Origin of the sequence: Methylobacillus flagellatus KT (assembly GCF_000013705.1) — a bacterium.
GTDB lineage: Bacteria > Pseudomonadota > Gammaproteobacteria > Burkholderiales > Methylophilaceae > Methylobacillus > Methylobacillus flagellatus.
Map to the genome: position 1 here is coordinate 2737769 of NC_007947.1, position 25298 is coordinate 2763066.

General features: G+C 51.7%; 19 protein-coding genes. 9 read left to right on the plus strand and 10 right to left on the minus strand.

Features of this window, described 5'->3' with window-relative positions; all coding sequences use genetic code 11:
• Positions 1 to 44 precede the first annotated feature (44 nt).
• The 4 genes from MFLA_RS12980 to istA form a co-directional block, all read right to left on the minus strand.
• The gene (locus MFLA_RS12980) at positions 45 to 1517 is read right to left on the minus strand and encodes an efflux RND transporter permease subunit (protein WP_324286804.1); all 1473 of its coding nucleotides are present in this window, start codon (positions 1515 to 1517) and stop codon (positions 45 to 47) included.
• A complete protein-coding gene (locus tag MFLA_RS15050; protein ID WP_011480764.1) occupies positions 1432 to 1992 on the minus strand; it encodes an efflux RND transporter permease subunit in 561 nt (186 codons plus the stop codon). Before MFLA_RS15050 ends, MFLA_RS12980 begins: the two co-directional genes overlap by 86 nt.
• 167 nt (positions 1993 to 2159) lie before the next feature.
• A complete protein-coding gene (istB, locus tag MFLA_RS12985) occupies positions 2160 to 2903 on the minus strand; it encodes an IS21-like element helper ATPase IstB (protein WP_011480765.1) in 744 nt (247 codons plus the stop codon).
• The gene (gene istA, locus MFLA_RS12990; RefSeq protein ID WP_011480766.1) at positions 2900 to 4456 is read right to left on the minus strand and encodes an IS21 family transposase; all 1557 of its coding nucleotides are present in this window, start codon (positions 4454 to 4456) and stop codon (positions 2900 to 2902) included. The genes istB and istA overlap by 4 nt, the downstream gene beginning before the upstream one ends.
• A gap of 633 nt (positions 4457 to 5089) precedes the next feature.
• On the opposite strand from istA, the gene MFLA_RS12995 reads away from it, so the two are divergent.
• Complete coding sequence (locus MFLA_RS12995; protein ID WP_195742013.1) at positions 5090 to 6082, plus strand: hypothetical protein; 993 nt, start codon at positions 5090 to 5092, stop codon at positions 6080 to 6082.
• Between the two features lie 14 nt (positions 6083 to 6096).
• Here MFLA_RS12995 and MFLA_RS13000 read toward each other — a convergent pair whose 3' ends face one another.
• Genes MFLA_RS13000 through MFLA_RS13015 form a run of 4 tightly spaced genes read right to left on the minus strand, consistent with a single transcriptional unit; the run spans position 6097 to position 14035 of the window.
• Entirely contained in the window at positions 6097 to 8343 is a 2247-nt protein-coding gene (locus MFLA_RS13000) for a heavy metal translocating P-type ATPase (protein WP_011480768.1), read from the minus strand.
• A 56-nt stretch (positions 8344 to 8399) separates the two neighbouring features.
• The gene (locus MFLA_RS13005) at positions 8400 to 11522 is read right to left on the minus strand and encodes an efflux RND transporter permease subunit (protein WP_011480769.1); all 3123 of its coding nucleotides are present in this window, start codon (positions 11520 to 11522) and stop codon (positions 8400 to 8402) included.
• 5 nt (positions 11523 to 11527) lie between these two features.
• Positions 11528 to 12760 carry an efflux RND transporter periplasmic adaptor subunit gene (locus MFLA_RS13010; protein WP_011480770.1) on the minus strand — a complete coding sequence of 411 codons (1233 nt, stop codon included), beginning with the start codon at positions 12758 to 12760 and terminating at the stop codon, positions 11528 to 11530.
• 9 nt (positions 12761 to 12769) lie between these two features.
• Positions 12770 to 14035: a TolC family protein gene (locus MFLA_RS13015; protein WP_011480771.1), complete on the minus strand. Its 1266-nt coding sequence runs from the start codon at positions 14033 to 14035 to the stop codon at positions 12770 to 12772.
• A 661-nt stretch (positions 14036 to 14696) separates the two neighbouring features.
• Between MFLA_RS13015 and MFLA_RS13025 the strand changes: the two genes are divergently transcribed.
• Entirely contained in the window at positions 14697 to 15029 is a 333-nt protein-coding gene (locus MFLA_RS13025) for a YnfA family protein (RefSeq protein ID WP_011480772.1), read from the plus strand.
• A 715-nt stretch (positions 15030 to 15744) separates the two neighbouring features.
• Here MFLA_RS13025 and MFLA_RS13030 read toward each other — a convergent pair.
• Both MFLA_RS13030 and MFLA_RS13035 read right to left on the minus strand, forming a co-directional pair.
• On the minus strand, positions 15745 to 17019 hold the full coding sequence (locus MFLA_RS13030; RefSeq protein ID WP_324286811.1) for an efflux RND transporter permease subunit: 1275 nt from the start codon (positions 17017 to 17019) through the stop codon (positions 15745 to 15747).
• Entirely contained in the window at positions 17000 to 18139 is a 1140-nt protein-coding gene (locus tag MFLA_RS13035) for an efflux RND transporter periplasmic adaptor subunit (RefSeq protein ID WP_011480775.1), read from the minus strand. The genes MFLA_RS13030 and MFLA_RS13035 overlap by 20 nt, the downstream gene beginning before the upstream one ends.
• A gap of 113 nt (positions 18140 to 18252) precedes the next feature.
• On the opposite strand from MFLA_RS13035, the gene MFLA_RS13040 reads away from it, so the two are divergent.
• From MFLA_RS13040 to MFLA_RS13070, 7 genes are all read left to right on the plus strand, one after another.
• Complete coding sequence (locus MFLA_RS13040) at positions 18253 to 19020, plus strand: IclR family transcriptional regulator (RefSeq protein ID WP_048811755.1); 768 nt, start codon at positions 18253 to 18255, stop codon at positions 19018 to 19020.
• Positions 19021 to 19321: 301 nt separating this feature from the next.
• On the plus strand, positions 19322 to 20164 hold the full coding sequence (locus tag MFLA_RS13045; RefSeq protein WP_048811756.1) for an ABC transporter permease: 843 nt from the start codon (positions 19322 to 19324) through the stop codon (positions 20162 to 20164).
• Positions 20148 to 20963, plus strand: a complete 816-nt coding sequence (locus tag MFLA_RS13050; protein WP_011480778.1) for an ABC transporter ATP-binding protein — start codon at positions 20148 to 20150, stop codon at positions 20961 to 20963. The genes MFLA_RS13045 and MFLA_RS13050 overlap by 17 nt, the downstream gene beginning before the upstream one ends.
• 10 nt (positions 20964 to 20973) lie before the next feature.
• Positions 20974 to 21993: an ABC transporter substrate-binding protein gene (locus tag MFLA_RS13055; protein ID WP_011480779.1), complete on the plus strand. Its 1020-nt coding sequence runs from the start codon at positions 20974 to 20976 to the stop codon at positions 21991 to 21993.
• A gap of 37 nt (positions 21994 to 22030) precedes the next feature.
• A complete protein-coding gene (gene glnT, locus MFLA_RS13060; protein ID WP_011480780.1) occupies positions 22031 to 23389 on the plus strand; it encodes a type III glutamate--ammonia ligase in 1359 nt (452 codons plus the stop codon).
• Positions 23390 to 23400: 11 nt separating this feature from the next.
• Positions 23401 to 24417: an alpha/beta fold hydrolase gene (locus MFLA_RS13065; protein ID WP_011480781.1), complete on the plus strand. Its 1017-nt coding sequence runs from the start codon at positions 23401 to 23403 to the stop codon at positions 24415 to 24417.
• Between the two features lie 49 nt (positions 24418 to 24466).
• A complete protein-coding gene (locus MFLA_RS13070; protein ID WP_011480782.1) occupies positions 24467 to 25111 on the plus strand; it encodes a TetR/AcrR family transcriptional regulator in 645 nt (214 codons plus the stop codon).
• Positions 25112 to 25298: the final 187 nt, after the last annotated feature.

Here is a 25298-nt window from a genome sequence, read left to right on the forward strand (position 1 = left end):
AATCACGCAATCCCCAAGCCACCATGCATTTGATGTCTGCAACATCATTCTTCCCGATTTGCTGATGGCTTCTTTTTACCTTTGATGCCATCCACAACCAGCACATAGAACAAGGGCACGAAGAAAATGGCGAGGAAGGTTGCAGTGAGCATGCCCCCTACGACACCTGTACCAATGGAGTGCTGGCTGCCGCTACTGGGGCCATTGGCAAGAGCCATTGGCAGTACACCAAACAAGAAAGCGATTGATGTCATGATGATGGGGCGCAGCCTGAGACGGGCAGCTTCAATCGCAGCATCCACTGTAGTTTTGCCATGCTTATCTCGTAGCTCCTTGGCGAACTCGACGATCAGGATCGCGTTCTTGGCAGCCAGGCCCATGGTCGTGAGCAAGCCAACCTGGAAAAATACGTCAGCAGAGATTCCGCGCAACATGGTGGCCGCCACAGCGCCAATAATCCCCAATGGAACCACCATCATGACGGCGACAGGAACGGACCAGCTCTCATAAAGTGCAGCAAGGCAAAGGAATACAATCAAGGCGGACAGTAGGAAAAGCACTGTCGTCTGCGACCCTGCTTCGCCCTCCTCATAAGAAAGACCGGTGTATGCCAGGCCGATGCCTGGGGGCATTTCATGCATGATGCGTTCCACAGAAGCCAAGGCTTCACCAGTGCTGAATCCTGGTGCAGGCTGACCAACAATCTCCACGGAAGATACGCCATTGAAGCGTTCCAGCTTGGGAGAGCCATATATCCAGCGGCCTGATGCAACAGCCGAGAAAGGAACCATTTCCCCACTATTGCTCCGTACGAACCACTTGTTGAAATCTTCCGGCGAGATGCGAGAGCTGCTGACACCTTGTATAAAGACTTTCTTGACGCGACCACGGTCTATGAAATCATTGACGTAAGCCGAACCCCAGGCCACCGACATGGTTTGATTGATTTCCGCAAGGCTGACCTGTTGAGCCCTGGCCCGCTCTTCATCAATCAATATTTCATACTGTGGTTCATCATTCAGGCCATTGGGGCGCACCAGGGCGAGTTTGGGATCCTGTGAAGCCAGCTGCAAGAACTTGTCTCTCGCCTGCATTAAGACCTCATGGCCCAAGCCGGCCTGATCCTGCAGGAAAATATCAAAGCCGGATGAGTTCCCGAGCTCAAGAATAGAGGGAGGAACAATAGGAATGATGGTAGCGTCCTTGATCTTCTTGAAATCCTCGAAGGCCCTCAATGCTAACGCCTGCACCTTTTTACTGGTCTCTTTACGGTCGGCGAAATCAAAGAACTCAATAAATGCGATACCGGAGTTCTGTCCATTCCCTGCGAAGTTGAAGCCTCGGACGGTGAATACGCTTTTTACCATATCCCCCTCTTTCGACATCAGGTGTTCCCGCACCTGATCGAGCACAGCTTCAGTACGTTCTGCACTAGAATTCGGAGGCAGTGTCACCTGCATCATCATCACGCCCTGATCCTCCTCCGGCAGGAAACCGCTCGGCAGATTGGTGAGCATCACCCCCAGCCCCCCCAACGATGGCAAGATAGATCACAAAGACAATGCTGCGGTTTTTAAGGGTTTTTTTCACGGCTCCTTGATAGCCATGACTGCCGCGTTCGAACACCCGATTGAACCATCTGAACGGCGCCCACACATGTCCCGAGCCATGATTAGCCTTGAGCAAGGTGGCACATAGCATGGGTGTGAAGAAAATCGCCACCAGTACCGAAAAAGCCATGGCAGCAACAATCGTGATGGAGAATTGCCGATAAATCACCCCAGTAGAGCCTGAAATGAATGCCATTGGCAAGAACACCGCACTAATCACCACGCCAATGCTGATCAAGGCGCCTTGAATCTGATCCATGGATTTACGTGCTGCTTCCTTGGCACTCAGGCCTTCCTGCGTCATGAGTCGTTCTACGTTTTCCACGACGACAATGGCATCATCAACCGCGAAATTGCATCCCCACTGCTCACCTAATTTCATTCCATACTTCTCAGTAATTGCATAAGGTAATGCGCATCGATTTCATCTTTACTATTCACCAATTGCATGTGGCTGCTCAGCAATTGCATCATAGTGCTCAGCAGCACCCGAGTAATCAGTGAATTTTTAAGTGACGCCAAGACACACCGCCCTAGCGTCTTACCCCATCAGTCCTTTGCTCTACTCTTTCGCATAGAGTCTCCATTCAAATGAATATGGTGCGCAGAATGTACAATGCGATCCAGTATCGCATCGGCAACCGTAGGATCCCCCAGTAATGAATACCAGTTATCAGTCGGATATTGGCTGGTAATAACCAGAGGGCCTGTGCGCAACCGGTCACGTTCATCGACAATTGAAAATAGTGTTCTGGCTACCAGAGCGTCAAATGGCATTAGCCCCAAGTCATCAATCACCAGGATGGCAGCCTTGACCAATCTTCCTTTCAGTTGGGGCAATGAGCCAGTTGCCTCTGCAATAATAATTTCTTCAGCAATTTGATTGGAGGAACGGTAGATTGCTGATAACCCTACACGGCACCCCTGAACGGCTAATGCGCATGCGACCCAACTTTTACCGGTACCTGTGGCGCCGGTAAAGATGATGTGCCTGCATTGACGTACCCAATCGCAACTGGCCAATACTGCAAACAGCCCTTTTTCCAGTCCACGCGATTCGCGGAAATCTACATCTTCCAGGCAGGCAGAGGGATACCGCAACTTGGCCACTTTAAGCAAGCGATTCAATCGCCGACTTTCGCGGGAGGACACTTCACTGTCAACCAGAATGCCCATCTGCTCTTCAAATGTCAGACTGCGGAATGCTGGCTGCCCGAGATTGACTTGCAACGCATCTGCCATACCCGGTAGTTTCAGCTCCCTTAATTTCGATAGGGTTTGTTGTGTCATCATTCTTTTTCTCCGATACTTTGTTTGTAGTAATCACGGCCACGTAAATTGGCGTGGCTAGCTTGTGCTTCAGTTTTTGAGGGTTGCTCTGGTCGTTGATCCACCTTGCTACGGAAAATAGACAGGATGCTGGAGTGGGTAACAGAGTTGATCCGGATGGCGTACTCGCATACTGCCTCCAGCCTCTCCACACCGTATTGACGGCCTAGCTTCTGGATTGCACATGCGGTGCGTATTCCATTCGCCAGATGGCGACTTTCCAGCAGATGCTGTTGGAATACCTTTTCGGTTGCCATGCCAACACTTTTTGACCATTGCAGCAATTGATCCGGACCACCTTCAAGATAGGCAATATGGTTTGGTGACCTATGTTGCGGATGGGTGGTATAAACGCCGGGAAGATTGGATAACACATGTGACGCAACCCGCATCCCGTTATGAATGATCTCTATGGTTTTCGAGCTGGCACGGATATCTACAAAGCTATGAGCAAGTGCATACGGCACTGAGTAGTAATGACCATCATGGAGTACGTGGTAGTTATCACCGACCCGCACCTTGAGCCGCCAGGCGGCATATTCATAGGCAGTATCAGGCAGCGGCTTTAACGCAGGCTCGTCCAGCATTTCATAGCGCTGCTGACGCGAAGTTTTGTACGCCTTCATTTCCCGATGGTTGAGTATTTCCAATAGCCTCAGGATTTCGGTATTGGCTTCTTCCAGTGAGTAGAATTGCCGATGACGAAGTGCTGCCAGAATCCAGCGCTGGACGATCTGTACCGATACTTCTACTGAGCCCTTATCATCCGGTTTGCGCGAGCGTGCCGGCAGTATTGCGGTACCGTAATGCTCGGCAAACTCGGCATAGGTAGGATTGATCAGTGGTCCGCTGCGGGTGATTTTGGTCACGGCGGACTTGAGGTTGTCCGGGGTGATGATGCGCGGTACCCCGCCGAAATATTCCAGCATCTTGACGTTGCAGAGTATCCAGTCTGGGATGGTTTGGGACCAGACTGCCATAGAGAAAGAGTAGCTTGAGGCACCCAACGTAGCCACGAATACCTGGGCACGTCGTACCTCATGGTTATCGGGGTTATAAATCGGTAAAGTGCGTCCGGCAAAATCGACAAATATGGACTCACCGGGATAATGGATTTTGCGCATACTGACGCGCTGCTTTTTCAGCCATTTACGATAGATGCGTGTTGCCTGTGGGTAGGAAACGCCATCACGATGGTCTGTATGCCATTCTTCCCACAACAAACGTAACGTCACATCCTTGTCGCGCTCCATTTCCATATGCCATAGCAGGCAATCTGGATAAGGTCGATTTGACTGTATTGGTTTTGGTTTGTTGATAAAGGCGGCCAGAAAGGCATCGTCGTCTAGTGTTTTAAGCTCATCCCATGACATTCCCAACATCGGCAGTTGAGATGCGATCTTGTTGACAGAGCCGGATGCAACCTCAAGCATGTTAGCGATCTGGCGGTTCGATAAATTGCTGTTTACGCATAATAGGCGCACGATTTCACGGCGCTTGAAAATGGGTATTGCCATGACTACTCCTCACAGCTGCCGGCATGGATGCGATCAGCTGCATGATTAAAGAGTGTGGTTGGTGTTCGGATAAACTGAGGCCTCGGCCTTGACAGCCGATTTAGGAGCGTAGACAATAAAGTCATCAAGGGTGCAATCTTGAGGTTTTGCCGAAAGGCTTGGGTCCACATAACCCAAGCCTTTTGCGCTTCTGGGCCTGGCTAAAGCTTGCAGCTATGGTCCCATCATGATTTCCTTCTCATCATTATTGATTTGCAATGTTTTTATCTTGACCATCACTGCCACTCTTAGCGCGGCTTGCAAGCCCGGCACGTTCCGATAGCCATTTTTCCACTTCGGTGGATAGGAATAAGCGGCACCTTCCCACACGGAATGAGGGAGGCATTGGCAAGCCCAGGCTCAACCGGTTGCGACCAGTGTTTTCGTTTATCTTCAGAATCCTGCAAACGTCATTCAAAGTCATGGTTTCCACAATGGCTTCTCCATAAAAAACCCGAAACATCACGATGGGACATACTAGGAAATTTTGATAAGGTGTTGCTAGTCTCTGTTTTGGACACTTGATTCCAAATGCCTCTATATCTTGATTCGTCTGTGATCGAAGCTAGTTTCAGTGAGCCGGTGGCGGAAGCCATGTTGGCAATCAAAGCTGTCATGGACGGCAAGCCAGTAACACCTAGCTTGGCGGCACGCCTCATAAAAGATCATCTATTGCCGCTCATTGCGCTTGAGTATCGTGATGTATTCACTGCCGGTAAGGCTCCCAGCTGGGATGACATTGCACATGCTTACCCGACATTGGTTTTCTGTAGCGAAGGACAGAAGGGAATACTGACCGAGGTAGCAAGCGCGATTAATGCAATCTGGACGTATACGAAATCGCCGCCCCGTGATGTTGTGATATCAGACTTGATTGAAGTCAGTCACTTCTTTCACCTGTGCGATCATCTTAAGATTCCGGTGAAGCACTTGCGTTACCAGCATGGCACATCTTTTGATCTGTTCCGATTCTGCAAATACTGCTGGCGCCGACCGGTGCCCGGGCGGTCTATCTGTCCCGTGCATACATTGGGCAGCAATCATGTCAGTGGTATCGGGCCTCATTCGGAAACAAACCATCATAGTGATCTGGGGTTTCTGGAATATAAGGAAGGTAAGCGCCAACGAGAACGTTTCGATGCAGCCTTAAACGATATCCTGACGCGGGAGGTCATGGAATTTCATGATAGCAATTTCACTGCACAGATTTTGTTGCCCGCGGCAGGCATCAAGGACTGGCTGGCATTGCGCAGACCACATCTGCGAGCAGCGCTTGCACTTGAATGGGAATCGGCAACGGATACAATCCTGATTGATACTTTAATAAACGCCCTGCATAACCCGGGCAGGATGGCTTTCTCAGTACAGCAAGCTTATGTCCATGCGAATACCCTGTTCAGAAATCACCCCATCCTGCTTTGGCCGATGTTACTACGTGCAGAGGCTTGGTTAGTCGCTAGGCAAAAACGACATAGCAATTGGGGTGGAAAAAGAAAGAAGGCGGGAAGGAAGAAAACCATACCAGCTATTGATGTGTCAAATTTCTGTAGCTACATAAAGAATTCACACATTTTGAGTTGGTGGTGACTTACAGTGGAGATTCAGGGGCAGTTCTGGCTGCTGCTGCGTAGCAGACGAAGTCCATTAAATACCACGATCAGACTTGCGCCCATGTCGGCAAATACGGCCATCCATAGTGTGGCTGCTCCTATTACAGCAAGCACCAGAAACACAACCTTGATACTCAAGGCAATGAAAATGTTCTGTTTCAGAATAGCGGCGGTTTTCATGCTCAGTCGAATAAACTGCGGAATCTTGCGTAAATCGTCATCCATTAATGCCACATCCGCTGTTTCCAGCGCTGTATCGGTGCCAGCAGCACCCATGGCGAAACCGATACTGGATTTGGCTAATGCAGGCGCATCGTTGATACCGTCGCCTACCATACCTACCGTTTCATAACTTGCCAGCTCAGCATTAATGACAGCCAGCTTATCTTCGGGCAGTAAATTGCCTCGCGCATCGTCTATACCCACTGATTTGGCGATCACATTTGCCGTCAGGTCATTGTCACCAGTTAGCATCAGGGTACGTATACCCAGTGCGTGCAGCTCTATAATGGCCTGGCGGCTGGTTTCGCGAATTGTATCCGCCACACCAATCACCGCAAGCGGGGTTGCTTCGCTGCAAATGACGACAGCGGTTTTGCCTTCGCTTTCCAGTCTGCTCAATATACTTTCCGTCGTAGCATTGCATATGCCCAGCTCTTCGACTAGACGGTGGTTACCCAGGTAAAACCATTGATCTGCAATTCGGCCTTTTACACCGCGGCCGGTGATGGCTTCGAAGTCGCTGACTTCGTCCAGTACAACCGCGCCTGCTTGTGCTTTCCAGTAGACACTGACGGCGGTTGAAACCGGATGGTCGGAGCGTTCTGCCAATGCGGCTGCCAATTTCAGGCTGTCTTTCTGCTCGCCGCTCAATGCCACTAGGTCAGTGACCACCGGTTTTCCTTGGGTGATGGTGCCGGTTTTATCCAGAGCCAACGATTTCAGCTTGCGTCCTTCTTCAAGATAGACGCCGCCCTTAATCAGAATACCCACTTTAGCCGCCGCTGCCAGTCCGCTCACAATCGTCACCGGCGTTGAAATCACTAATGCACAAGGGCAAGCAATGACTAATAGTATTAGCGCCTTATATACCCATGGCAGCCAAGGCAGTGAGAATGCGAGCGGTGGTACGATGGCGATACTGAGTGCAAGGATAAATACAATAGGCGTATATATCTTGGAAAAATCGTCCACAAAGCGTTGCGTGGGGGCTCGGCCACCTTGCGCGTCTTCAACCGCACGGATGATGCGTGACAAAGTAGAGTCAGTTTGTGCAGCAGTGATGCGATACTCAAAAGAACCGGTTTCATTGATGGTGCCTGCAAACACCTTGTCACCGATCGCTTTAGAAACCGGCATGCTTTCTCCAGTGATCGGTGCCTGATTGACGGCAGATTGTCCTTTGGTCAATTCACCATCCAACGCTATCCGCTCGCCTGGTCCCACGCGCGCTATTGATCCGACCATTATCGTTGCCGCCTCCATTTCTTTCCATGTACCGTCTTCCTGTAATACATGGGCTTTGTCAGGGGTCATTTCCAGCAAACCGCGTATGGCATTGCGTGCACGGTCTAGGGATAGCGCTTCTATCATCTCGGCCAATGTAAAAAGCACCATCACCATGGCGGCTTCCGGCCATTGCCCGATAATCACCGCACCGGTAACAGCAATCGCCATCAGTGCATTGATGTTCAGATTGCGGTTTTTGAGCGCGATCCAGCCTTTAATATAGGTGCCGGTGCCACTGCTTGCAATTGCACACAGGGAGAGGGCAATTACTGGCCAGGATTTGTCCGTGCCAGTGCTCCAGGCAATAACTTCAGCAAGTATTGCGGCTACGCCGCCGAGGCCTAATAACCACCATCTTTTGTGCGAGTTTGGCGCTGGCATTTCTGCGGATGCGCTTGACCCCAAGGTCCTGGCTATCGGCACCGCATGCATGCTGATGGCTATCAGTGCCTGCTGGATTAGCTCTGGCTGATCTAGCGTATGTGTAACGGTGAGTTTGCGCTGCATTAGATTGAAATCCAGTTTTTCAATCCCATCCATGGGTAACAGTTTGCTGCGAATCAAGGCCTCTTCGGTCGGACAATCCATGTTGTCAATAGTGAAGATGCTTTGCGAACTGCTGCCATGCGGAGTCTCTATCGCTGGCCCCATGTCAGGTTTAGCCACTGTGGGCTGTGAATTTGACGGATTAGCGTGATTGCAACATTGGTGTTCCTGGTCCGACGTCATGATGTTTTCCTTGATAAGCGCTTATTTCAGAGCTACCTGCCTTAGCAGGTAGACGATCAACTCTTGGATCGATAAATCATTTGATAAAGCACTGGCAACACCAGCAAGGTCAGTAGTGTGGACGATAAGATGCCACCAATCACTACAGTTGCCAGTGGCCGTTGCACCTCGGCACCAGTACCTGTCGCAATCGCCATAGGAATAAAGCCTAGTGAAGCGACCAAGGCTGTCATCAGAATAGGCCGCAACCTGGTGAGCGCACCTTCTTCTATCGCTTCCATCAACGGCTTACCTTCGTCTCTCAAAGCGCGAATGAAGCTGATCATTACCAAACCATTGAGTACCGCTACGCCCGACAAGGCAATGAAACCGACTCCCGCCGAGATTGAGAGCGGGATACCACGTAACCATAAAGCGATTAATCCGCCAGTCAGAGCAAACGGGATTCCTGTAAACACGATAAGTCCGTCTTTCATATTGCCGAACACGGCATAGAGCAGCATGAAGACCAGCAACAACGAGATCGGAATGACGATCTTGAGTCGCTCTGTGGCCGATTGTAGTTGTTCAAATGTGCCACCCCAGCTCAACCAGTAACCAGTTGGTACTTTGACCTGTCCATCGATGCGCTGCTGGGCTTCGGCTACAAATGAACCAATGTCGCGATCACGTACATTCGCTGTGACGACCACCCGCCTTTTGCCATTCTCACGGCTGAACTGGTTGGGCCCGGGCGCTATATCAAGCTCGGCTACTTCGCCCAACTGCAGATAGACAGGATTGCCTGTGGTTGTCGATGGCAGGCGGATAGGCAAGCGCTTGAGCGCTTCCACATCGGTACGCATGGTTTCAGGCAACCTGACGACCAGTTCAAAGCGGCGATCACCCTGAAACACCATGCCCGCCTCCTGCCCATTGGTAGCGGTTGCCACAGCTTGTTGCACATCGGCAACATTGACCCCCAGCCTTGCAATCTTGTCGCGGTCGATTCTGACGGTCATGATGGGCAAGCCCGAGGTCTGCTCGATCTTGATATCCTGCCCACCTGGTATGCGGTTCAATACCTCAGCGATCTTGCCAGCCGTCTGGTTCATGACGTTCATGTCGTCTCCAAAGACCTTGATACCGACATCGCTACGCACCCCGGAAATCAACTCATTGAAGCGCATCTGAATAGGCTGCGTGACTTCAAAGTTATGTCCTGGCACTTCCTGCACGGCATGCTCGATACGCGCAATGAGCTCGTTACGGCTTAATGCAGGATTCGGCCATTCCGCTTTGGGCTTGAGCATGATGTAGGTATCGCCCATATTCGGCGGCATGGGGTCGCTGGCAATCTCAGCCGTCCCCAGTTTGGAGAAGACGCGCTCAACTTCCTTAAATTGCATGATCGTATGCTCGATCTCGCGCTGCATTTTAAGGGATTGCGTGAGGCTGGTTCCCGGGATGCGTATTGGTTGAATGAGCATATCTCCCTCGTTGAGGCTGGGGATGAATTCACTGCCCATGCGTGTGGCCATCAATCCGCTAAGCAGCACGGTGACAAGCGCTGCCGTGAGCACAATCGCCTTGTTGGCCATCGTCCAGTTGAATACAGGGTGATAAAGACGCTTGGCCCATGCAATAAGACGATTCTCTTTTTCTGAGACGTGACCCGTAATGAAAAGCGCGATGGCTGCCGGGATAAAAGTCACTGATAGCAACATGGCACCGATCAAGGCCGTCACCACGGTAAAGGCCATGGGATGGAACATCTTGCCTTCTGTTCCGGTCAGGGCAAAGATGGGCAAGTAAACCACCATAATGATGAGCTGCCCGAAGATCAGCGGTCTGCGCGCTTCGCTGGCTGCCTGAAACACTGCCGTGAAACGCTCCTCCTGCGTCAGCAGCCGTCCACTAGTCTGCTGTGCGTGGGCCAGCCGGCGCATGCAGTTTTCCACGATAACGACAGCACCATCGATGATGATGCCGAAATCGAGTGCTCCCAAGCTCATCAGGTTGGCACTAACTTTGTTGCTTACCATGCCGGTAAAGGTGAACAGCATGGATAGCGGGATAATCAGCATGGTAATGATGGCGGCCCGCATATTGCCGAGAAACACAAATAGCACAGCAATAACCAGCAAAGCGCCTTCGACCAGGTTCTTCTTTACCGTGTTGATAGCCTTGTCGATCAGATGGGTGCGGTCGTAGACGGTTTTGGTCAAGATTCCGGGTGGTAATGTCTTGTTGATCTCGGACAGGCGCTTATCCACAGCCGCTGAGACTTCACGACTGTTTTCCCCAATCAGCATGAATACGGTGCCGATCACGACCTCCTCACCATTTTCCATAGCAGCACCGGTACGCAGCTCATTGCCGAAACCAACCTCCGCCACATCCTTGATTCGTACTGGTATGCCGCTTTTACTGGCGACCACGATGTTGCCGATATCGTTGAAACTGCTGACCTGGCCCGGTACACGGATCAGGTATTGTTCGCCTGACCTCTCGATATAACCGGCACCAATATTGGCATTATTGCGTTCCAGCGCCTCCACGAGGTCGGTCAAAGCCAGGCCTTGCGCAACCAGGCGATCAGGAAACGGGGAAACCTGATACTGCTTGGTATAACCCCCGATGGTGTTGATCTCGTTCACGCCAGGTACATTCCTGAGCTGGGGTTTTACGATCCAGTCCTGAATCTCGCGCAGATCCATGGGAGTGTAAGGCGTGCCATCAGCTTTGAGTGCGCCTTCCCTTGCTTCCACTGTCCACATGTATATTTCGCCCAGGCCGGTCGATGTCGGCCCCATGGCGGGGATTATCCCTGTTGGCAATTTCTCCCTGGCCTGACCAATACGCTCATTGACCAGCTGCCGTGCAAAATAGATATCAGTGCGTTCCTTGAATACCACCGTGACTTGCGAGAGGCCATAGCGCGAGATCGAACGTGTCGATTCAAGCCCGGGCAATCCAGCCATTGCTGTTTCTATGGGATAGGTGATACGTTGTTCGACCTCTAGTGGCGAGTAGCCAGGTGCCACTGTATTGATCTGTACCTGAACGTTGGTGATATCGGGTACGGCATCGATAGGCAACTTCTGGTAGCTATAGAGGCCAATAGCCGCGATCGCCAGCGCTAGTATCATCATGAGCCAGCGCTGGGTGATGGATAAACGGATCAATTTATCGAACATGATGGCTACTCCTCATGCTCAGCGTGAGCCTTGCCAAGCTCGGCTTTGACCAGATAGCTGTTTTCGGACGCATAAGTATCACCGGCCGATATACCTTCGACCACCTCGGCATAACGCTCATCCTTGTGCCCCAGTTTGACTGGCTGGGTCTGGAAGTACTCTCCTTCACGACGAAATATCACCGTTTCACCATCCAGCTCTTGCAGTGCTTCCGTCGAGACCGCTACCGCCACTTCGATTTCCTGCGCTTTCAGGTCAATATTCACAGGTAGCCCTGGCAACCAGGTGCGGTCAGGATTTTGCAGCACAACACGCGCCATGGCCGTTCTGGATTCCTGGCCAACAAGGGCGCCGACATAGGTCACTGTGCCTTGGGCCTCTGCTTCAAAGGCTGTAGACTTGACCACAACCTGCTGGCCAACCTTGACGGTATTGATATCCTTGGCGTAAATGCGCATCTCGGCCCAGACAGTAGATAGGTCGGAAATCAGAAATAGATTCTCGGTGCCGACGAGTACCTGACCAGTGGCGACCTGTTTTTCGGTAATGATGCCATCGATAGGCGAGCGTATCTCGTAACGAGTCAGGTTGCTGCTGCCAGTACTTGCTCCTATCGCCTGTAGCTTCTGTCTCGCCTGTTGCACAGCGATTTCAGCTTCCTGCTGAACTTGCCTTGCTTGCTGGTAATCCTGCTCTGCGGATATCTTCTCTTCCCACAGCTTCTTCTCTCTGGCATAAGTCAGTTGCGCCAGTGCTAGGCGCTTCTCTGCAGCCAATAATTCACTGCGCTGATCAGCTATCGACTGGCTGGAAATGACGGCGAGCAATTGGCCTTTCCTGACCTTCTCGCCAGCATTCGCCGAAACCGTTTCGACTATTCCCGGTAATCTGGGAACGACCTGCACGTTGCGATCAGAATTAACGCGGATTTCGCCGATCAATCGCAAGCTGGTTCGTATACGCGCAGGTTCCGCCTTCAGGAGTTCGATTCCATTGAGCTTGACCTGCCTGTCGCTCATGGTCACGCGACCTTTGACCTCAGCCCCCTCATTACCATGCTCATGCTGGGCAACGGTTTTATCGGCAGCGGCTTCAGCCTTGGCTTCATCAAACTCCTGCCGCTGGGGCTGTCCATTACGCAGAATCAGCACGGCGAGCAGCACACCGACAAGCACAATATTTAGGATGATCGGTAGCTGCTTCAGCGGTAATTTTTTTTTGAGATTATCGAGTGACATGTAAGCCTCCTAAGGCTGTTTGTCCGGGTGCGGCATTGCATCACCCAGAATGCGTTCAATTTCTGCGGATGCCTGATGCGCTTCCACAAGTGCGTTGAGATATTGGTTCCTGGCCTGGAATAGTGTGCGTTGTGCGTCCAGCACTTCGAGATAGCTGAACTTGCCATAGGCGAACCCCTTGCTGGCAGCCTCGAAAGCACTCTGGGCACCTGGCAAAATTTCGCTCTTCAACGTCTGCTTCGCATCAATTGCGGCGCGCAAGCGTTCATAGCTCTCAGCCAGTTGAGCCTCAAGCTGAACCTGCAGAGCAGTCAACTCGTCACGGGCCTTATCGGTGCGGCTCAGCGCCTCTTGCAGATTGCCCTGGTTACGGTCAAATACCGGAATCGGTACCGTGAGCCCGAGCAGCGCTTGGTTGGCACCCAGTTCCTCATTGCGTTGCGCACCTACGCTGACGGTAATGTCTGGCGTCCTGCGCGTGGATTCGATGGTGGCCAACGCTTGGCGCGTCTCGATTTCCAGCTTGGCCTGCTTGATGGCTGGGGCCTGTTCTAGTTTCGATGATAGGTATTCGTATGCTACCAATGGCGAGATGCTCTCAATATCACCATCAGCTTCAGTAAATCGTGGAAGGGCATTACCCCATAAAGCAGCCAGTCGCTTGCGGGCAGCATTCAATTCGGAAACTGCCTGATTGGCCTCGATCTTGGCAGCGGATTCAGCTACGCGCGACCTGGTTTCCTCTACAGGCGAAATCTTGCCAGCCTGAACTCGCTTGGCTGCAGCATCACGTGCCTGACTGGCAATCCCCAGCGAGGCTTGAGCCAGTTTCAGCCGCTCCTGAGCTGCCAGCAAGTTATAGAACGCATTCAAGACATTGGCACGAATCTCGGCCTGCTTGGCCTCTATCGCAGCAGAGGCTGCGTTATAACGTGCCTCTGCTGCACCCAAGCGTGCCGCGCGCTTGTTACCTAGCTCGAATGGTTGGTTAAGCATCACAGCCGTTTTTTGTGCGGAGTTTCGAGTAGTTTCGACCGATGTCGATATGGATGGGTTGGGGCGCAATCCAGCTTGCACACGCATGCCCTCGACGGCTTCACGCTCCCGCATTGCAACTGCGATTTCAGGATTAGCTTGCAGAGCCAGTTTGAGTGCATCCTGCAATCGTAATGCCGCAGCAGGCTCATTTTGGCCAGGCGCAGAATAACTGGTATCGGCTGCGAAAGCCGGAAGTGCTATCAGGATCAAACTGATCCATAGGAATAAATGACGCATTGAATTCTCCAAAAAGATGGGCGGAATTCAGCGAGCGTGAACAGCTAGGGTATTTAAAGTGTTAACAGGCTGGCGTCTCGCTGAACTAGGCAGCGATGAGCCAATTGGGGCGTTCCGGCTGGAGCGGGATCACTTGAGGAAAGGACTGTAGTATCTCGATGATATGCGGTGGCGCGTTAGCCGAAGGCGTAATAGTCGGTACCGGCAACATTGATTTCATGGCACCCAAGTGACAGTAGGGGCAATCACTATCCACACTTGGCATGGGTTTGCTATCGACTTTGAGGATGGTCTGATCAAATGCGGCTGGATCGCCATCCTTATGCTGATGCGTATGATGGCCAAAATGTTGGCCGGTTAGCCCAAGCTCATGACGGCAATATTGCGCTGCTGCAGCCCATGTGGACTCCATCAGGAATATAAGGATTATCAATCTGAGTATCAACCGAACCATAAGCATAGTCTATGCTTATTTAGGTAAACCAACAAGATTATGAAAGGCTTGGTTGGGAAAACGACAAAGGCCACAATTTTTCACGGCATTTACCGACTCTAAAGACCGGGGGCGGGACGAAAACTTGTGACCTAGCGAAATTGTACGCTTCTCGAGCGTGCACCAAAAGAAATATCCTATACAATGACTTTCAAGCAAGGAAAAAAGATGTTTGAACTTAAGACTGTCGCACTATTTGTGATCACTGCTCTGGCGGAAATCATTGGCTGTTATCTGCCTTATTTGTGGCTAAATCAAAACAAAAGCCCACTTCTCCTGATTCCAGCAGCAATCTCATTGGCATTATTTGCATGGTTATTGACGCTTCACCCGTCTGCAGCAGGCAGGGTTTATGCAGCTTATGGTGGTGTGTATATATTTGTAGCTATCTTCTGGTTATGGGTAGTGGATGACATTATACCAAGCAACTGGGATTTCTTGGGAGCCTCGGTAGCATTACTTGGCATGGCAATTATCATGTTCGCGCCAAGAAGCACTTAACTAAACAATTCTATCGATTCAGCAATACTCACATAGACCAGTTCACTATGGGTTGACGGCAAAATCTATTTCAAATTTTGCTGTTCAATTTCTTGAATCTGACTTTGAACCATATTGATAAGCTCATTCAAATCTCTATTTTTTTCTAAATTGGTATAGGTCAGAAACAACAGCGTTAAAGGGTGAACCACTGTGGAGGTATGCTCAAACAGCATCTATGCCCCATGGTTTTATGTTGAATACGAAATTGATTATGGTGATTGGAAGCCTAAATCGATATTGCTATTAAACACTCTGGATCACTTAGACGAAATATCTTCTAGATCGGATATTAAAATCACACAGGCACACGTAGTAACGCCTGTGTATCTCAATAATTCAAACGACTGGAAAATGGATCGACTGAGTCAGGTACTCAAGGCTACAAGAAAAATAAAAGGTAACGAGATACCAGTTACCATCTATATATTGAGCGATGGCAGAAAATTAACTGACAGCCAAATCACTGAGAAATCGAAGTTAAAAAATCAAGGAATCGTTTTTACCCACTAGTCCCGCATGCACTCAAGAACCTAGAGTTCAACTACAGGTAAATATAGAGTTTTAGGCGTGAGCTGTATGCGCATTTCGCAATGACCACCATCACTATGCAATATAAAACATAACTGAGCAATCAGGGGGATCAAGGTGAGCATTTCTCTTGGAAATTAAGTGCCTAATTCAATGAAATTGGTCGATCAACGAGCAGGCCGATGGCCAGTACCAAGGCGAACATGGTGATCAAGTTGATGCTATAACCGAACGCATAGAGCACGGACATCGTACCAAGCATCACCACGGGTACTGCAATGGTAGGAATGATCGTGGCCCGGAAATTCTGCAGGAAAACGAACATCACGACGAACACCAAGATGATGGCTTCAACCAGCGTGTGGATGATGGCTTCGATAGAGGCCGTCACCTTGGGAGCCGTCTCATAGGGATAATAGATTTTCACGCCAGCAGGCAGAAACGGCTCCAGCTTGGAAATAGTCTCATGAATTGCAGCAGCGGTCTCCAGGGTGTTGGCGCCAGTGGCAAGGCGAATCGCCAAGCCGGATGCGGGCTTGCCGTCAAACTTGCCCGCAATGGCAAAGTTTTGGCTGCCGAGGCCGACTTCCGCGATGTCTTTCAACCTAACTTGCGAACCGTCAGCATTGACCTTGACCAGGATCTCATTGAACTCCTCAGCAGTCTTCATGCGCATTTTGCCAATGATCGTGGCATTGAGCTGAACCCCTTTGGCAGTTGGCAAGCCGCCTAACTGGCCCATGGAAACCTGCACATTTTGCTGCTCAATCGCAGTCATGACATCGCTTGGTGTAAGACTGAAGTTGTACAGCTTTGCCGGATCCAGCCAAATGCGCATTGCATATGGAGAACCGAACACAATGAAATCACCCACGCCCTTGGTTCTGACAATCGGATCCTGCAGATAGGAACCCACATAGTTACCCAAGTCCGCATTGTCCCAACGCCCATCTTCCGACACTAAAACCGCCACCATCATGAAGTTGACAGAATATTTGGCAACCCGAATTCCTTGCCGTTGCACCTCCTCCGGCAATAAAGGCGTGGCCAGTTGCAGCTTGTTTTGAACCTGTACCTGGGCAATATCCGGATTGGTACCTTGGTCAAACGTGACCGTGATGTTCATGCTGCCGTCGGAATTGCTGGTAGAGGTGATGTAGCGTAAACCATCAAGCCCATTCAGCTGCTGCTCAATCACTTGCACAACGGTATCCTGCACGGTCTGTGCAGAAGCGCCGGGATAAGTCACCGTAATAGCAATGGCCGGCGCTGCGACATTGGGATAATGGTTGACGGCCAACCTGAATATGGACACGATACCCGCGAGCATAATGATGATAGCGACTACCCAGGCGAATACAGGACGGTCAATAAAAATCTGGACATGGATTGTTTCTCGCTTACTCGGCTGCGCTGGCAGGAAGTGCCTGTATAGGCTTGAGGTTGCTTGCCGCTTCGGCCTTCACCTTAATCCCATCTCTCGCAAGCTGAAGTCCTTCAGTGATCACTTGCTCCCCAGCAGCAATTCCTGAGCTGACAAGCCAGTAATTTCCCACCGTCCTATCCGTCTCCACAATTCGCTCATGGACGGTACCATCTCCATCGACCACCATTACGATGGCCTGCCCTCGATAGTTCCTTGCCACAGCCTGTTGCGGTACCAATATCGCTTTGCTGACCGTTCCCTCTTGCAGATGCGCGTGCACGAACATACCGGGAAGCAGTTTTTTATCAGGGTTGGGGAAAGTCGCGCGAAGAATCACCGATCCTGTTTCCTCATCAACAGAAACCTCTGAAAAGTTCAACGTTCCCTGCAGTGGATATTCAGACCCATCCTCCAGAGTCAGAGTGACCGCAGCCTGTTTGTTCCCTACGCTTTTCAATTTGCCAGACTCCATCGCCTTTCTCAGCCGAAGAATGTCTCGTGTGGATTGCGTGATATCCACATAGATGGGATCCAACTGCTGGACGACAGCCAATGCTTGGGCTTGACCGTTGGTTACCAAGGCACCCTCGGTAATGACAGACCTGCCGATGCGCCCAGAGATGGGAGAAAACACTTTGGTGAACTGGAGATTGATTTTTGCAGTCTGGAGATCAGCCAAGGCCAGTCGCCTTGCAGCCAATGCGTCATCTAGCTGCTGCTTGCTGATGGATTGGGAATTCTCGAGTTGCTGATATCGGGCAGCCAGCTTTTCTGTGCTATAGAGATTAGCTTCAGCGCGATCATAGGCAGCTTGATAGATTGCCGGGTCGATTTGGTACAGTTGCTGCCCCTGCTTGACATCCACACCTTCAACGAAGAGCCGTTTCTGTACCACCCCATTCACCTGCGGTCTCACTTCCGCAATCCGGTATGGTCGTGCCCTGCCCGGTAAGTCAGCTTGCGCGGTCATTTCCCCTGCCTGGACTACATAAACGCCCACTGCTGGAGGAGAAGAATCGGTTGCTGCTTGCTCCTGCTCACAGCCAACCAAAAGCCAAGTACATAACGCAACAACCACTAGACTCAGCTTGTTTCCATTATCCGAATAGTTCATGCAGCCACCTGAGAATTGCCATTAATCGATGCAATGTATCATATAATGGTACATTGCAAAAATGAACCCATACCCTTGTTGATTATTAGGAAGGTACAATAAGCGCACTTAATATGAACAAGGATCAGGCTATGAAGCCCGTCACGCATGGCATCCAGGTCATTTCCAAGGCATCTTTGATTTTGAGAATCCTGGCCAAGAATCCGCTTGGTCTCAGCTTGGCTAAAATCGCTGAAATCGCCCATTTGCCCCGGTCGACCGTTCAACGCATCGTCAAGGCCTTGGAAGAAGAAGAGCTCGTCAGCATGCTAGAGGGCAGGAGAGGTTTTAAGCTTGGCATGGCTTTCGGGCAGCTGATGCATGAAACTCAGATCGATATCATTTCCGTCATGCGCCCTCATCTAGAACGCCTGAGCAGCGAAGTGAACGAAACTGTTGTGCTATCTTCAATTTCCGCACAGCAATCCAACGTGATTTACCGCATAGTGGCTGAGCGGGACTTGAGAGTGGTGCCCACATTGGGATCAGTACATTCGCTCTATACAACGGTTGACGGTAAGCTGCTACTGGCCCACCTCAAGGATGATGAAGTACTGCAACGCATTGGTGATGACTATCCCAGGCTCACAGGGCAAACCAAAGACATCAAAGACCTCCTCAAGGATTTGGCACAGATACGCAAGCAAGGCTTTTCAATAGACCGCAATGAGCATATCAATGGCATCAGTGCCATTGGCGTTGGTATTGACACTTTCCTGGGAAGATATGCCATTGCCATTGTCACCCCCAGCTGCAGATTTGAAGATGAGCTTGAAAACTTCAAAACCAAGTTGACCACGCTTAAAAAACGCATCTTGCTTGAGTTGGGAAGATTAGCTTGACGTCCTCACTCCCCATTACCCCACATTTCATTTCTTAGCCTCTGGATAGCGTCAGCGGTCTACTTGCAACGCCGTCAGTAAACCGCCTTTCCATCAATCAGGGGGGCAGCCTTCCAGACCGATAACGGTCGATATTGCGCCCTGAAAAATGCCCCTCATCAGTGCAGTTTGACTCAATTAGCACCATGTAAGTGCCTGTCCAATATTCAAATTCATATCAGGTAACAACCTTAATCAATTGATTAATTAATAATTAACCGGCCAGTTAATTAATTGGCATACCCATTGCTTGATGAGTGTTATGAAAAAATATCTCTCATCCACGACTAACACTGGAAAGCCTTCTGCCCAACAGGCACGTAAGCGCTTATGGGCTGTACGTGGCGGCCCAGGAAACCATGAGTTTCTCGTCCGGTGCCTGGGATTCATGATTCCCCTTGCCATTTGGTGGGCCGCCTCTCTCAGCGGCCTCATCCCGGAAACCTTCCTGCCAGATCCGCCCAAAGTGCTGAAACGGTTGCTGCTATGGATAAGTGATGAGGGCTTCGGCCAAGACTTCTGGATCAGCTTTGTCCGCGTCAGCTCGGGCTTCTTGCTTGCTGCGGTCCTGGCGCTGCCCATTGGGGTGCTGGCGGGTACTTTCCGCCGTGTACAGATATTCATCGAACCACTCATGGATTTCATCCGTTACATGCCCGCCGTTGCTTTTGTACCTTTGGTATTGCTTTGGTGTGGCGTAGGGGAAGCGTCCAAGATTGCACTGATTTTTATCGGCACCTTCTTCCAGATGGTCTTGATGATGGCTGGCAACGTGCGCCAAGTCCCCATGGCGCAGATAGAAGCTGCGCAGACCATGGGTGCGACCCGCCGTGAATTGCTGTTTAAAGTCATCCTGCCATCGGCAGCGCCAGCCTTGCTGGACACCATTCGCGTGACGCTGGGCTGGGCCTGGACCTATCTGGTGGTGGCTGAGCTGGTAGCCGCCAATGAGGGCTTGGGCTATGCCATTCTCCGCGCCCAGCGCTTCCTGCTCACAGACAAGATTTTTGCCGGCATTCTCGTGATTGGCTTGATAGGCCTGATTCAGGATCAATTGCTGCGCGCCATTTACCGCAAGAGGTTTCCGTATGCCCAATCAAACTAAGCCTGTCGCGCAGGCCATCACGATTCAGGGGGTCACTAAGCGCTTCAGGCAAGGCAAGCAGGATGTTGAAGTGTTTACAGGGATCAACCTGAATATCGAAGCAGGTTCATTCGTTACCTTGGTAGGCGCATCAGGCTGCGGGAAGTCCACGCTATTACGACTGATTGCCGGTCTGGATATGCCAGATCAAGGGGAAATCACCATGAATGGCCACCTGATTGAAGGTCCAGGCGTGGATAGGGCAATGGTGTTTCAGCATTACAGTTTGTTCCCCTGGCTGAATGTCATAGACAACATCCTCTTCAGCCGGCGCCTAGCCGCCAATGCCCACGACATGATGGCATCCACGCGCAATGGCGATGAAGAAAGGGCTGAAGCGCTGCTGTCGCTGATCGGCTTGTCGCATGCCAGAAATGCTTATCCACACCAACTGTCCGGGGGGATGCGGCAGCGGGTCGCCATTGCCAGGGCATTAATGTCCAAGCCCAGGACATTGCTCATGGACGAGCCATTTGGGGCGCTTGATGCGCAGACCCGTGAAGTCATGCAAGACCTCGTGCTGGATGTGTGGCAGCGGGAAAACACCACCGTCATTTTCGTAACCCACGACGTGGAAGAAGCCATCTTTCTGGGCCAACAAGTTGTGTTGATGGCTCCCCATCCAGGCCGGATCGACACAATCTATGAAGTGCCGTTCGGCAAAGATAGGCCAGCGAGCCTGCGTATATCCACCGAGTTCAACCAACTCAAAAGAACCGTCATGGATCGCATCCGTGAAACCTCCCTCAATCACAAGTAAAGGAATTGCCATGCCCACGACCAACGCATCACCTATCCGCATATTGTTCGCTGCACTCGTCACCGCGCTTTTTCTCGTCACAGGAAGCACGGCCTACGCTGCCGAAAAATCCAAACCGGTTGTCAAGCTGGCGACCTCGGCATGGATTGGTTATGCCCCGTTTTATGTAGCGGTCGAGAAGAACCTCTTCGACAAGTACGGCGTCAAGGTGGAACTGCAAGATTTCGCCGACCCGGCCCTGATGCCATCCGCACTGCAAAGCGGGAGCATCCACGGCGCGATGTACACCTATGACCAGGTCATCATGCTCGTCGCCAATGGCCACGACTTCAGGGTAGTGATGCCCATCGATTATTCTAACGGGGCCGATGCCTTGGTCGCTTCCAAGAAAATCAAGTCCATTGCCGAGCTGAAAGGCCGGCGGGTGGCATATCCGTTCTCAACCTGCGACAACCTGCTGGTCAATTATGCGCTAAAAAGCGCAGGTCTGACCGAGGCAGACATCAAGGGCGTGGATACGACGCCAGAAAATGTGCCTGCGGCGCTGGCCTCGGGAGTCGATGCAGGCGCCACTTATGAGCCCAACGTCACCAAGGCGCTGAAACTCAAGACGGGCGCAGGGTTCCACACTCTCTATACTTCAGCTTCCGCACCAGGCCTCATCACGGATGTCCTGTATTTCCCCGCCAAGTTCATCAAGCAGAATAAAGATCAGGTCACCGCGATTATCCGCGGCTATCTGGATGGCCTTGATTACATGAACAAGCACCCGCAAGAAGCGCAAGCCATCATTGCCAAGCAATTGGCCGCCACGGCTCAAGAAGTCGCAGAACAAGCCAAGGGGGTCCGCAATATTCCATTGGCTGACATGGCAGCTTATTACGAACCCCGCCAGGACGCCCAATCGCTTTACACCAGCGGGGCGATGATCGCTGAAATCCAGCTGAAGCGTAAACAAATCCCCAAGGCGCCAAGCATTGACGACACGTTTGACGCCAGCTTTGTGGCTGCCATTGTCGCCAAGCCTTGATCCACCCTACTCAATCACCTATCCATCAGAGAATATTATGAAAGCTGGAACACAAAAAACCCTTACCCATTCCGATCTAGTCGAGCAGGGCGTGCGATTCTTGCTCGCTTCCTACGTGGATCTGCATGGTGTCCCCAAAGCGAAGGCCGTGCCTATCTCTCATTTCGACCGGATGATGAACGGCTCCGAAATGTTTACTGGCGCGGCACTGGATGGCGTCCCTCAGGAAATCAGCGACGAGGAAGTCGCTGCACACCCGGATATGGGGTCAGCCATCGTGCTGCCTTGGTCCAAGGATATCGCGTGGCTGCCGAGCGACCTGTATACCCAGGGTGAGCCATTCAACGCGTGCAGCAGGACCATCTTGAAAAAAGTGCGTCAGCAAGCAGCCGAGCTGGGCATGGCCATGCAACTGGGCATTGAAGCAGAGTTCTTTGTGCTCAAAGACCAGGAAGCAGGAGGATTTTCCCCCATCTCGACCAGGCATCACCTGAAGAAACCGGCGTACGATGTTGCCAGGCTTCTGGACAACAAGCCCTGGCTGTCAGAGCTGGTGGAGGCAATGGACTCGCTGGACTGGGGCGTCTATTCTTTTGATCATGAAGACGGTATTGGTCAGTTTGAAATAGATTTCAGCTATTTCGAAGTGCTGCGCATGGCGGATAACTTCACCTTCCTGCGCATGATGGCCAATGAAATCGCGCGCAAGCATGGCGGCTTTGCCTCTTTCATGCCCAAGCCCTATGGCGACCGCGCCGGCAGCGGGGCGCATTTCAATATCTCATTGACCGACATCAATACAGGCCTGAACCTGTTCGAACCAGAACAGGATGACCCACGTGGCTGCGGACTCTCAACGCTGGGCTATCAGTTCATCGCGGGCGTCCTCCGCCACCTGCCGGCGATCTGTGCCGTGGTTGCACCCACGGTCAATAGCTACAAACGCCTCGTCAAGCAAGGCAGCATGTCGGGCTTCACCTGGGCACCGGTATTCTGTTGTTATGGCAATAACAACCGTACGAATACAATCCGTATACCGCTGGGAGGAAAGCGCATTGAGATCCGTGCCGTAGACAGTGCGTGCAATCCATACCTAGGCGCAGCCATGATTCTGGCTGCAGGCCTGGAAGGCATTCGGGAAAACCTGGATCCGGGCGATCCTCACCTGGACAATATGTATGAAAAAACACCCGAGGAACTCGCCTCCTTGGGGATCAGGGAACTGCCCAAAACCCTGGAAGAAGCCATTGACGCGTTTGAAGCAGACCCACTATCGCGTCAAGTGTTTGGTGATCAAATGTTCAGCGCCTGGACACAATACAAACGTGAAGAATGGCTATCCTACATCACCCATGTCTCAGACTGGGAGTATGATCGCTACCTGAAATTATTCTAGGAATCAGTTGGATGCAACCACACGTTGACACCATTCACCTCGGCACGCTGCCATTGAGTCAGGGCGGCGTCCTCGAGGACGCCAAGCTGGTGTATGCGACCTGGGGCAGGCTGAATTCTGCCGGCACCAATGTCGTACTTCTGCCCACCTATTACACCGGCACCCATGATTCATACCGGCCATGGATCGGCAGCCATAGCGCACTGGATCCGGACCGCTGGTTTATCATCAGCCCCAACCTGTTCGGCAACGGCTTGTCCAGCTCGCCCAGCCATGCGCAGACCCCAGCACAACGTGCCGGTTTTCCGCTTGTCTCCATCAGGGACAATATCGATGCCCAGCACCGCCTGCTAACTGAGCATTTGGGCGTGAAGAGCGTCGCCCTGGCCATGGGTTGGTCTCTTGGCGCAGTGCAAAGCATGCATTGGGCTGCTGCCTACCCTGCCTTCATCCGCACGGTATTCAGCATATGCGGCACTGCAAGCTGCTGGCCACTGAACCGGGCTTTCCTCGCCAGCGTCCGTGCAGCGCTTGCCGCTGACCCGGCCTGGATGGACGGCGCATATGCACACGATGCCCCGCCCACCCGGGGCCTGAAAGCATTTGGACGCGTGTATTGCCCCTGGGCCTATTCCAGCACCTTTTTCAGGCAAGCACTGTATCGCACGCTCGGGTTCGACTCTATTGAAGCGTTGCTGCTGGCCTGGGAAGAAGAGCACTTGGCATGGGACGCCTGCGACCTGATGGCCATGCTGAAGACCTGGGAACATGCGGACATAGGATCGTTGGCTGGCCAATCGGCCAGCAAAGCGCTGGCAAACATCCGCGCAAAAACCATTATAATGCCCGGGAGTTGTGATGCGTATTTCACCGCAGAAGAAGCTCGCATAGAAGGGGCCTTGATACCCAACGCGGAAGTCAGGGTGCTGGATTCCCCCTTTGGTCACTGTGCCGGCGCGCCCGGCCGATTTGAAGAAGAAACCCGCACCATCGCCATGACAGCGCATGCGCTATTGGCCATGGCTTGAACATGTTGAGAAACCGCTACCTGACCACCCACTACACTTGCCAACCATCGTGAATGAACATCGCCCCAAAGTAGCCCGCCGAGAACGTGGCGAAACCCAAGCTGCCAACATCCTCTCAGTTGCTCTGGATCTTTTTGCCAAGCACCATGTTGCCAGTGTCACGACCAAGCAAATTGCAGCCGCAAGCAAGGTCAATTCGGCCCTGCTTTATTATTATTTCAAAAACAAGGATGACCTGTTCCGGCAGGCCGTGGATCATGCGATAGGGCAGGTGCTATTGCGCTTTGAGCATGTCCAGAAAACGGCGCACGGTCCGGCTGAGATTCTTTCGGCCTGGCTCAACCTGCACTTGCAGCAGGTTGAATTAATCCGCAAGTTTGTGAAAGTGGCGGTTGACTATGCCAGTAGTGAATCAAGAACTGCAGAGACTGACGCCACCATCAGTCGCTTCTACGACACCGAACGGCGCATGCTTTGCCAGGTGTTGCAAGAAGGGATAGAGACGGGTGATTTCGCCCAGGTTGACGTTGAACAGACAGCGACATTCATTTCCACTTTCCTGGATGGCATCGTCATCCGCTCTATCGTCCTGGAGGGGTTTAATTATGCGCAGTCCGTACAGGATCTCCGCACCTTCCTCTCCCACGAGCTGCAGGTTTCCATCCAAGAATCCACCAGTTTCCCCATGGAGTGATATGCCGGGAATGCCTTAATCTGCAGGTTAAGGTGGATGCATCAACACGTATTGCGTTTAGCGAAATCTGTTTCCCCGGCATTCCAATCCCTTCACAAGATTGACCACAATCCATCGCAATATCTTGACGGAAATATGCTTGGAATCATCCACACTTCAGCCCTCCGCTCCATCGACCTTCAACCGC

Coding starts and splice junctions, on each gene's coding strand:
- MFLA_RS12980 (WP_324286804.1), bottom strand. CDS start 1,517: ATGCTCACCAATCTGCCGAGCGGTTTCCTGCCGGAGGAGGATCAGGGC.
- MFLA_RS15050 (WP_011480764.1), bottom strand. CDS start 1,992: ATGAAATTAGGTGAGCAGTGGGGATGCAATTTCGCGGTTGATGATGCC.
- istB (WP_011480765.1), bottom strand. CDS start 2,903: ATGATGACACAACAAACCCTATCGAAATTAAGGGAGCTGAAACTACCG.
- istA (WP_011480766.1), bottom strand. CDS start 4,456: ATGGCAATACCCATTTTCAAGCGCCGTGAAATCGTGCGCCTATTATGC.
- MFLA_RS12995 (WP_195742013.1), top strand. CDS start 5,090: ATGTTGGCAATCAAAGCTGTCATGGACGGCAAGCCAGTAACACCTAGC.
- MFLA_RS13000 (WP_011480768.1), bottom strand. CDS start 8,343: ATGACGTCGGACCAGGAACACCAATGTTGCAATCACGCTAATCCGTCA.
- MFLA_RS13005 (WP_011480769.1), bottom strand. CDS start 11,522: ATGTTCGATAAATTGATCCGTTTATCCATCACCCAGCGCTGGCTCATG.
- MFLA_RS13010 (WP_011480770.1), bottom strand. CDS start 12,760: ATGTCACTCGATAATCTCAAAAAAAAATTACCGCTGAAGCAGCTACCG.
- MFLA_RS13015 (WP_011480771.1), bottom strand. CDS start 14,035: ATGCGTCATTTATTCCTATGGATCAGTTTGATCCTGATAGCACTTCCG.
- MFLA_RS13025 (WP_011480772.1), top strand. CDS start 14,697: ATGTTTGAACTTAAGACTGTCGCACTATTTGTGATCACTGCTCTGGCG.
- MFLA_RS13035 (WP_011480775.1), bottom strand. CDS start 18,139: ATGAACTATTCGGATAATGGAAACAAGCTGAGTCTAGTGGTTGTTGCG.
- MFLA_RS13040 (WP_048811755.1), top strand. CDS start 18,253: ATGAACAAGGATCAGGCTATGAAGCCCGTCACGCATGGCATCCAGGTC.
- MFLA_RS13045 (WP_048811756.1), top strand. CDS start 19,322: ATGAAAAAATATCTCTCATCCACGACTAACACTGGAAAGCCTTCTGCC.
- MFLA_RS13050 (WP_011480778.1), top strand. CDS start 20,148: ATGCCCAATCAAACTAAGCCTGTCGCGCAGGCCATCACGATTCAGGGG.
- MFLA_RS13055 (WP_011480779.1), top strand. CDS start 20,974: ATGCCCACGACCAACGCATCACCTATCCGCATATTGTTCGCTGCACTC.
- glnT (WP_011480780.1), top strand. CDS start 22,031: ATGAAAGCTGGAACACAAAAAACCCTTACCCATTCCGATCTAGTCGAG.
- MFLA_RS13065 (WP_011480781.1), top strand. CDS start 23,401: ATGCAACCACACGTTGACACCATTCACCTCGGCACGCTGCCATTGAGT.